Source organism: Streptomyces sp. DT190 (assembly GCF_049846985.1).
Classification (GTDB): Bacteria; Actinomycetota; Actinomycetes; order Streptomycetales; family Streptomycetaceae; genus Streptomyces.
In genome coordinates this window covers 371,000-378,959 of the sequence record NZ_JBNCNM010000004.1, presented here as the reverse complement: position 1 = coordinate 378,959, position 7,960 = coordinate 371,000, and the positions used below count along the sequence as shown (strand labels likewise).

The window sequence follows — 7,960 nt, the reverse complement described above, 5'->3', positions numbered from 1 at the left end:
GAAGCTAAGCCTTACAGCGCCGATGGTACTGCAGGGGGGACCCTGTGGGAGAGTAGGACGCCGCCGAACAATCATTGGGAAAACCCCCGCATCTGACGATGCGGGGGTTTTCTGCGTTTGGGGTCCCCTTTCGGGGGCCGGATCGAGTGAGTGATTACAGGCGGCCGGCTGCTTTCAGTGCCAGGTAGGCGTCCGCCAAGGCCGGCGCCAGGTCGTCCGGTGTGGCGTCCACGACCGTGACACCGTGGCGGCGGAGTTGTTCCGCGGTGCGATGGCGTTCGGACTGGGCCTGGGCGGCAGCGGCGGCCTCATAGACGGAGTCGACGTTCCCGCGGGCCTTGGCCATGTCGGAGATGTGCGGGTCCGCCACGGAGGCCAGCAGGACCGTGTGGCGCTGGTTGAGCTGGGCGAGGACCGGGAGGAGGCCCTCCTCGATGGGAGCCGCGTCCAGAGTGGTGAGCAGAACGATGAGAGAGCGGCGGGGGGAGGTGCGCAGTGCTGTGGCGGTGAGGCCCCTCGCGTCCGTTTCCACCAGCTCCGGTTCCAGCGTGGCCATCGCGTTGACCAGGGACGGGAGGACGTCGCCCGCCGTGCGGCCCTGGACCAGGGCGCGGACCCTGCGGTCGTAGGCGAGGAGGTCGACGCGGTCGCCCGCACGGGAGGCGAGGGCTGCGAGGAGCAGGGCCGCGTCCATGGAGGCGTCGAGCCGAGGCGCGTCGCCCACGCGGCCGGCCGAGGTGCGGCCCGTGTCGAGGACCAGGAGGATGTGGCGGTCCCGTTCGGGGCGCCAGGTGCGGACGGCGACGGCGGTCTGGCGGGCCGTGGCCCGCCAGTCGATCGAGCGGGTGTCGTCGCCGGGGACGTACTCGCGGAGGCTGTCGAACTCGGTGCCCTCGCCGCGGGTGAGCACGCTGGTGCGGCCGTCCAGTTCGCGCAGGCGGGCCAGCTTGGAGGGCAGGTGCTTCCGGCTGGTGAAGGGGGGCAGGACCCGTACCGTCCAGGGGACCTTGTGGGTGCCCTGGCGGGAGAAGAGGCCGAGGGGGCCGTAGGAGCGGATGGTGACGCGGTCGGCCTGACGGTCGCCTCGGCGGGTGGGGCGCAGGCGGGTCGTGACGCGGCGGCGTTCGCCTGCGGGGACCGTGAGGCGGTGGCGGGACGCCGTCGTCTCCGTGCCCGGCTGCCAGCTGCTGGGCGACCAGGCGTCCCGGAGGCGGGCACGCAGGGGGCGCCCGGAGGGATTCGTGATGGTGAGGGTGACGTCCGCGGTGTCGCCCAGGCGCACGGAGGTGTCGCCGGAGCGGGTCAGGCCCAGGCCTCGTACGGGGGCGGCCAGGGCGAAGTCGCAGGCGCAGGCCAGGGCCAGGGGGCCGTTGACCGCGAGGATGCCCGTCCAGCTGGGCTCCCAGATGCCGACGGGGAGGGAGCCCAGGGCCGCGAGGAGGGCGGCGCGTCCGGTGAGTGCCATCAGCGGGGGACGGGGACGTGGGCGAGGATCGCGTTGATCACGGAGTCGGCTGTCACGCCTTCCATTTCGGCCTCCGGGCGGAGCTGGACGCGGTGGCGGAGCGTGGGCAGGGCGAGGGCCTTCACGTCGTCCGGGATGACGTAGTCGCGGCCGGTGAGCCAGGCCCAGGCGCGGGCGGTGGCCAGCAGGGCCGTGGCGCCTCGGGGGGAGACGCCGAGGGTGAGGGACGGCGACTCGCGGGTGGCGCGGCAGATGTCGACGACGTAGGCGGTGATCTCCGGGGAGATCGTCGTCTTGGCGACGGCGGCGCGGGCCGCTTCCAGGTCGGCCGGGCCCGCCACGGGGCGTACGCCGGCGGCCTTGAGGTCGCGGGGGTTGAAGCCTTCGGCGTGGCGGGTGAGGACGTCGATCTCGTCCTGGCGGGAGGGGAGGGGGATGGTGAGCTTGAGCAGGAAGCGGTCCAGCTGGGCTTCCGGGAGGGGGTAGGTGCCCTCGTACTCGACCGGGTTCTGGGTCGCAGCGACCAGGAAGGGGTCGGGGAGCGGGCGGGGCGTCCCGTCGACGGTGACCTGGCGTTCCTCCATGGCTTCCAGGAGGGACGACTGGGTCTTGGGGGGCGTGCGGTTGATCTCGTCCGCGAGGAGCAGGTTGGTGAAGACCGGGCCGGGCTGGAAGGAGAACTCGGCGGTGCGGGTGTCGTAGACCAGGGAGCCGGTGACGTCGCTCGGCATGAGGTCGGGGGTGAACTGGACGCGCTTGGTGTCGAGTTCGAGGGCGGCGGCGAGGGCGCGGACCAGGAGGGTCTTGGCGACGCCGGGGACGCCTTCGAGGAGGACGTGGCCGCGGCAGAGCAGGGCGACGACGAGACCGGTCACGGCGGGGTCCTGGCCGACCACGGCCTTGGCGATCTCGGCGCGCAGGGCCTCCAGGGAGGCCCGGGCGGCGTCCGGGTCCCCGGAGCGCCCGGCGTTGTCAGTGGTCGGGTCCATCATGGACGGCGTACCTCTCTTTCGAGGGCGTCGAGTCGGTCGGCGAGTGCGATGAGTGCTGCGTCGTCGCCTGGTGGCGGTCCGAAGAGCAGGGCGTGCGGGTCCTGTCCGTCGCCGTGGAGGCGGGTGGACAGGGCGGGGAGCAGGGCCTCGGGCGCGTGCGCCTGGGTGACGGGGACGCCGACGAGGGGGGCGAGGCGGGTGCGTGTGGTGGAGCGGAGAGCGTCGGCCGCGCGGTCGCGGGCGTCGGCCTTGCGGTAGAGGCGGGCGCGGCCCTCGGCGGTTTCCGAGGCGCGGATCGCGACGGGGAGATTTTCGGGCACGAGGGGGCCGAGCCGGCGTGCCCGCCAGAGGGCTGCCAGGGCCGCGGCGATGAAGAGCTGCAGGGTGCCCCAGAGCCAGCCCGAGGGGAGCAGGTCGAAGAAGCCGCGTTCGTCGTCGGTGCCGGTGGCCGACGTGTCGGAGAGGGTGGGGAGGTACCAGACCAGATGGGGGCGCGAGCCGAGGAGTTGCAGGGCGAGCGAGGCGTTGCCCTGATCGTCGAGGCGGTCGTTGAGGAGGATGTCGGGCGCGCCGAGGACGACGGTGTCGCCGTCTCCGCGTTCGGCCGGGATGCGCAGCAGGGTGGCCAGGCGCTCGCTCGGGTAGCACTCGTCGGCGTCGAGGTGGGTGGTGGTGTAGCGGACGCCGCCCGTCTCGGCGGTGCCGGCGCGCCGGGCGGCGGGCAGGGCGCAGTCGGGGGAGAGCGCCGAGTCGAGGCTGGTGGCGGGGTCGGCGGTGACGCCGGGGGCGAGGCGTTCGACGGAGGCACTGCCGGAGGCGACCAGGACGGTGCGGCCGCCGGAGTCGGCGAACGCGTCGTGCAGGGTGGACTGCTGACCGCGGGTCAGCAGGTCGGGGACGGCGACCAGGAGGGTGGTGTCCGGACCGGTCGCGGCGGCGGCCTCGTCCAGGGTGGTGACGACGCGCGTGTCCACGCCGCGGTCGGCGAGGAGTTCCGCGACCGCGCGGCTGCCGTTGGGGTCGGCGGAGCGGGGGTCGAGTTCGCCGTGGCGGGCGTCGGAGCGGATCACGGCGATGGCGACGGCTCCGGCGAGGAGCACGACGAGGGCGAGCGCGATTCCGCGCGCGCGGGTCCACACGTGGCGGGCGGTGGGCGAGGCCGAGGTGGACGGAAGCGTGGCCTCGGTGGTCATTCGGCGGCTCCCTGGCGGGTGGTGGGGGCCGTGGCGGCGCTGCTCGTGGCGAGCTGGGGCTTGGCGCGTTCCAGGTCGCGGTCGAGTTCCGCCATGCGGTGGTACGACTGCTCGGTCGCCGAGCGGCCGCCGTACGTGACGTCGTCGAACTCGCGGGCGGCGGCGCGCAGTCGGTCGGTGTGGGCGGGCAGGGCGCGGCCCGCTTCGGCCGCGGCCTCGTCGGCGGTGCGGCCGGGGCGGAGGTCGAGGAGCGCGCGTTCTTCGAGGGCGCGGACGAGGGCGCGCATGCGTTCCTGGACGGCCTGGTTCCAGTGGCCCTGGGCGGCGTGTGCCTCGGCGGTGGCGCGGTGGTCGGAGGCACTGCGCGGGCGGTCGTCGAACAGGGCGGCGGTGGAGGCGGGTTGGCGGCGCGGGGTGCCCAGCCGCCACCAGAGGGCGGCCAGGACCGCGACGACGGCCAGGATGATGACGACCAGGCCGAGCGTGCCGCCGGGCGTGGCGGTCGAGGCGGCGTTCAGCAGTGTGCCGAGCCAGTCCCAGAAGGCGTCGAGGGCGCGCTGGAACAGGCTGGGGTCGTCCTCGTGGTACATCCGCTTGGACAGTTCGCGCCGGGCCGCCTCGCGCGCGGGGTCGCGCGGGACGGTCAGGGGCGGTTCGTCGTCCGAGCGGGCCGACGACAGTACGGAGGTGTCGCCGGCGCGCAGCAGCGTGCGCAGGGCGGCGTGTGGCAGTGCCGTGGTGAGAGGTTCCCCCGCCGAGCTCACCGCATCAGCTCCCGGGGGTGGTGCCGGGGGCGGTGGGGCCGTAGCCCTGGACACCGGCGGCGCGGGCCAGTTCGAGGTCGAGGGCCTCGCGGCGGATGCGCTGGTCGATGTAGAGGAGCACGGTGACGCCGGCCGTGATCGGGAACGTGATCATGGAGCCGATCACCGAGCCGATGCCGCTGATGATGAGGAACGTCCAGCCCAGGCTGCCGACACCGGAGTTGAGCCAGCCGGTGATCCCGTCGCCGCTGAGGGCGGCGGCGAGGAAGGTGAACGGGATGACGATGATCGACGCGACGACGTTGGCGATGATCGTGGCGAGCAGCTGGATGCCGAAGATCCGCCACCAGGTGCCCCGGACCAGTTTCGTGGAGCGGCTCAGCGCCTTCTTGATGCCCTGCTTCTCCAGCATGAGGGCGGGCGAGGCGAGCGAGAAACGGATCATCAGCCACAGGGCCACGATGCCGGCGCCGATGACGCCCAGCACGGTGAGGGCGACGCCCGCTCCGGTGCTCCCGGCGAGGGAGACGAGGATGCCGGGCAGGGTGCCGGCGGTGACGATGCCGGCGGTGATGAGCAGCAGCAGGCAGATGAGGCCGAACAGTTTGACGATCTGGGGGCGGGCGTCACGCCAGGCCTCACCGATGGTGACCGACTTGCCGAGCACGGCGCGGCTGGTGACGGTCGTGAGGAGGGCGGTGGCGACGACGGTGCCGACCAGGGAGATCCCGAAGATGACGGTGGAGTTGAGCAGTGCGTCGCCCATGGCGCGGCTCAGCTCGCCGAGGGTGGCGCTCGGGTCGTTGAGGGCGTCGGTGGTGGAGTCGTCCAGGACGAGGCCCTGGAACAGCACGACGATGATCTCGGTGAGGACCGCGACGGTGAGCGAGATGCCGAGGACGGTGCGCCAGTAGGTGCGCATGGTGGAGACCGCGCCGTCGAGGATCTCCCCGACGCCCAGCGGGCGGAGCGGGATCACGCCGGGCTTGGCGGCGGGCGGGGGGCCGCCCCAGCCGCTGCCCCAGCCGCCGGGGTGTCCGTGGCCGTAGCCGGGGCCGTGGCCGCCGGGTCCTCCGGGAGGGCCGTAGCCGCCGGGTCCTGCCGGGCCTTGGCCGCCGGGGGGCGGGGCGCCCCAGCCGCCCGGGCCGGGGGGCGGGGGCGGGGGTGCCTGGCCGGGTCCGGGCTGCCCGCTGGGGGCGGACCACTGGGCCGGTGGCGGCTGTTCCTTGGACCACTGCGGGCCGGGGCCCTGAGGCGTGTGGCCCGGCTGGTCGGCGGGCTGTGCGGGACCGGGGCGGTCTGCGGGCTCGGCAGGGCCGGACGCGTCAGGCTTCTGCCCGTCGGACGGGGCGGATCCGGGCGAGGCCCAGCCCGGAGTGTCGTTCATCGTCGCTCCTTCACGGTGCCCGTCCGCGGTCGCGGCGGCAGGTTGGCAGCCATCGTGCCATGGGGTGGTCTTGGTGTGACCGGCCGCGGTCTGGGCTGCGTACCTTCAATTGTCCGCCGGATTGGGGGCAGACTGATCGCATGGCTGATCAGTACGCGTACAGCGGCGACGACAAGCGGCCGACCGAGATCCCGGCGATCCGCTGGGAAGAGCCACCGGAAGGGCCGGTTCTGGTTCTGCTGGACCAGACGAGGCTGCCGGCAGAGGAGGTCGAACTGGTCTGTACGGACGCGTCCGCGCTGGTCGAGGCGATTCGCTCGCTGGCCGTGCGCGGGGCGCCGCTGCTCGGCATCGCGGGGGCGTACGGTGTCGCGCTCGCCGCCGTGCGGGGCTTCGACGTGGACGAGGCCGCGTCCGCGCTGGCGACGGCCCGGCCGACCGCGGTGAACCTGGCCGTCGGGGTGCGGCGGGCGCAGGCGGCTCACGAGGCGGCGCTGGCCAAGGGCGGTGACGTACGGCAGGCGGCCGCGGCGGCGCTGGCCGCGGCGCGGCAGCTGCACCGGGAGGACGCCGAGGCCAGTGGGCGGATGGCCGAGCACGGGCTGGCGCTGCTGGACGAGCTGCTGCCCGGGGGCGGGCACCGGATCCTGACCCACTGCAACACCGGTTCGCTGGTGTCGGGCGGGGAGGGCACGGCGTTCGCGGTGGCGCTCGCGGCGCACCGGGTGGGCCGGCTGCGGCGGCTGTGGGTGGACGAGACGCGTCCGCTGCTGCAGGGCGCGCGCCTGACGGCGTACGAGGCGGCCCGCAGCGGGATGGCGTACACGCTGCTCACGGACAACGCGGCGGGGTCGCTGTTCGCCGCGGGTGAGGTGGACGCGGTGCTGATCGGGGCGGACCGGATCACGGCGGACGGATCGGTGGCGAACAAGGTGGGCAGCTATCCGCTGGCGGTCCTGGCGCGGTACCACCATGTGCCGTTCATCGTGGTCGCGCCGGTGACGACGGTGGACCTGGACACGGCGGACGGGGCGTCCATCGAGGTGGAGCAGCGTCCCGGGCACGAGGTGACCGAGCTGGTGGCGCCGCAGGTGCCGGTGGCCGGCGCGGAGGCGGGCGGCGGGATCCCGGTGGCGCCGCTGGGGACGCAGGCGTACAACCCGGCGTTCGACGTGACGCCGCCGGAGCTGGTGACGGCGATCGTGACCGAGGAGGGCGTGGTGTCGCCGGTGACGGCGGAGGCGCTCGCCGAGGTCTGTGCGAGGTCGCGCCGGGTGGCTGCGGGCTGAGGGCCGCGCGGCCGCCGGAGCGGGCCGTGACCGGTTTCCGCCCACCGGAAGGGCGCCGCGCAGACCACGGAGGTGATCATCAGTGGGCCGGCGAGGGCAGACAGTAGCGCTTGCTGCGACTATGGTCACTGGCCGGTGACCTACCTCACCACTGCCTTCGCCACCGTTATGAGAATGGGATGATGTCGTTTATGAAGGGACGAGTCCTTGTCGTCGACGACGACACCGCACTGGCCGAGATGCTCGGCATCGTGCTGCGTGGTGAGGGTTTCGAGCCGTCGTTCGTGGCCGACGGGGACAAGGCGCTGGCCGCGTTCCGGGAGGCCAAGCCCGACCTGGTGCTGCTGGACCTGATGCTGCCCGGCCGGGACGGCATCGAGGTGTGCCGCCTGATCAGGGCGGAGTCCGGGGTGCCGATCGTGATGCTCACGGCCAAGAGCGACACGGTCGACGTCGTGGTGGGCCTGGAGTCGGGCGCCGACGACTACATCGTGAAGCCGTTCAAGCCGAAGGAGCTGGTGGCCCGGATCCGGGCCCGGCTGCGGAGGTCGGAGGAGCCCGCTCCGGAGCAGCTGGCCATCGGTGACCTGGTCATCGACGTGGCCGGGCACTCCGTGAAGCGGGACGGGCAGTCGATCGCGCTGACGCCGCTGGAGTTCGACCTGCTGGTCGCGCTGGCGCGCAAGCCGTGGCAGGTGTTCACGCGCGAGGTGCTGCTGGAGCAGGTGTGGGGCTACCGGCACGCGGCGGACACGCGGCTGGTCAACGTGCATGTGCAGCGGCTGCGCTCCAAGGTCGAGAAGGACCCGGAGAAGCCGGAGATCGTGGTGACCGTCCGTGGTGTCGGGTACAAGGCAGGGCCGAGCTGAC

7 protein-coding genes and 1 rRNA gene are annotated in these 7,960 nt (G+C 73.5%); 3 read left to right on the top strand and 5 right to left on the bottom strand.

The window, feature by feature from the left end; genetic code table 11:
• Window positions 1-69, top strand: a 5S ribosomal RNA gene (gene rrf, locus ACPXCS_RS11380); the annotation flags it as partial.
• 85 nt (window positions 70-154) lie between these two features.
• Here rrf and ACPXCS_RS11375 read toward each other — a convergent pair.
• Genes ACPXCS_RS11375 through ACPXCS_RS11355 form a run of 5 tightly spaced genes read right to left on the bottom strand, consistent with a single transcriptional unit; the run spans window position 155 to window position 5,801 of the window.
• A complete protein-coding gene (locus ACPXCS_RS11375) occupies window positions 155-1,465 on the bottom strand; it encodes a DUF58 domain-containing protein (RefSeq protein ID WP_425951965.1) in 1,311 nt (436 codons plus the stop codon).
• Window positions 1,465-2,454 carry an AAA family ATPase gene (locus ACPXCS_RS11370; protein WP_425951968.1) on the bottom strand — a complete coding sequence of 330 codons (990 nt, stop codon included), beginning with the start codon at window positions 2,452-2,454 and terminating at the stop codon, window positions 1,465-1,467. Before ACPXCS_RS11370 ends, ACPXCS_RS11375 begins: the two co-directional genes overlap by 1 nt.
• Window positions 2,454-3,650, bottom strand: coding sequence for a DUF4350 domain-containing protein (locus ACPXCS_RS11365; protein WP_425951964.1), 1,197 nt, complete (start codon window positions 3,648-3,650; stop codon window positions 2,454-2,456). The genes ACPXCS_RS11370 and ACPXCS_RS11365 overlap by 1 nt, the downstream gene beginning before the upstream one ends.
• The gene (locus ACPXCS_RS11360; RefSeq protein ID WP_425951963.1) at window positions 3,647-4,414 is read right to left on the bottom strand and encodes a DUF4129 domain-containing protein; all 768 of its coding nucleotides are present in this window, start codon (window positions 4,412-4,414) and stop codon (window positions 3,647-3,649) included. The genes ACPXCS_RS11365 and ACPXCS_RS11360 overlap by 4 nt, the downstream gene beginning before the upstream one ends.
• Before the next feature lie 4 nt (window positions 4,415-4,418).
• On the bottom strand, window positions 4,419-5,801 hold the full coding sequence (locus ACPXCS_RS11355; protein ID WP_425951962.1) for a hypothetical protein: 1,383 nt from the start codon (window positions 5,799-5,801) through the stop codon (window positions 4,419-4,421).
• A gap of 140 nt (window positions 5,802-5,941) precedes the next feature.
• On the opposite strand from ACPXCS_RS11355, the gene mtnA reads away from it, so the two are divergent.
• Window positions 5,942-7,090 carry an S-methyl-5-thioribose-1-phosphate isomerase gene (gene mtnA, locus ACPXCS_RS11350; RefSeq protein ID WP_351350959.1) on the top strand — a complete coding sequence of 383 codons (1,149 nt, stop codon included), beginning with the start codon at window positions 5,942-5,944 and terminating at the stop codon, window positions 7,088-7,090.
• A gap of 179 nt (window positions 7,091-7,269) precedes the next feature.
• Window positions 7,270-7,959, top strand: coding sequence for a two-component system response regulator MtrA (gene mtrA / locus ACPXCS_RS11345; RefSeq protein WP_009188938.1), 690 nt, complete (start codon window positions 7,270-7,272; stop codon window positions 7,957-7,959).
• Window position 7,960 lies beyond the last annotated feature (1 nt).

Excerpts from the sequence above, each read along its gene's own strand:
- ACPXCS_RS11375 (WP_425951965.1), bottom strand. The coding sequence starts at position 1,465 with ATGGCACTCACCGGACGCGCCGCCCTCCTCGCGGCCCTGGGCTCCCTC.
- ACPXCS_RS11370 (WP_425951968.1), bottom strand. The coding sequence starts at position 2,454 with ATGGACCCGACCACTGACAACGCCGGGCGCTCCGGGGACCCGGACGCC.
- ACPXCS_RS11365 (WP_425951964.1), bottom strand. The coding sequence starts at position 3,650 with ATGACCACCGAGGCCACGCTTCCGTCCACCTCGGCCTCGCCCACCGCC.
- ACPXCS_RS11355 (WP_425951962.1), bottom strand. The coding sequence starts at position 5,801 with ATGAACGACACTCCGGGCTGGGCCTCGCCCGGATCCGCCCCGTCCGAC.
- mtnA (WP_351350959.1), top strand. The coding sequence starts at position 5,942 with ATGGCTGATCAGTACGCGTACAGCGGCGACGACAAGCGGCCGACCGAG.
- mtrA (WP_009188938.1), top strand. The coding sequence starts at position 7,270 with ATGATGTCGTTTATGAAGGGACGAGTCCTTGTCGTCGACGACGACACC.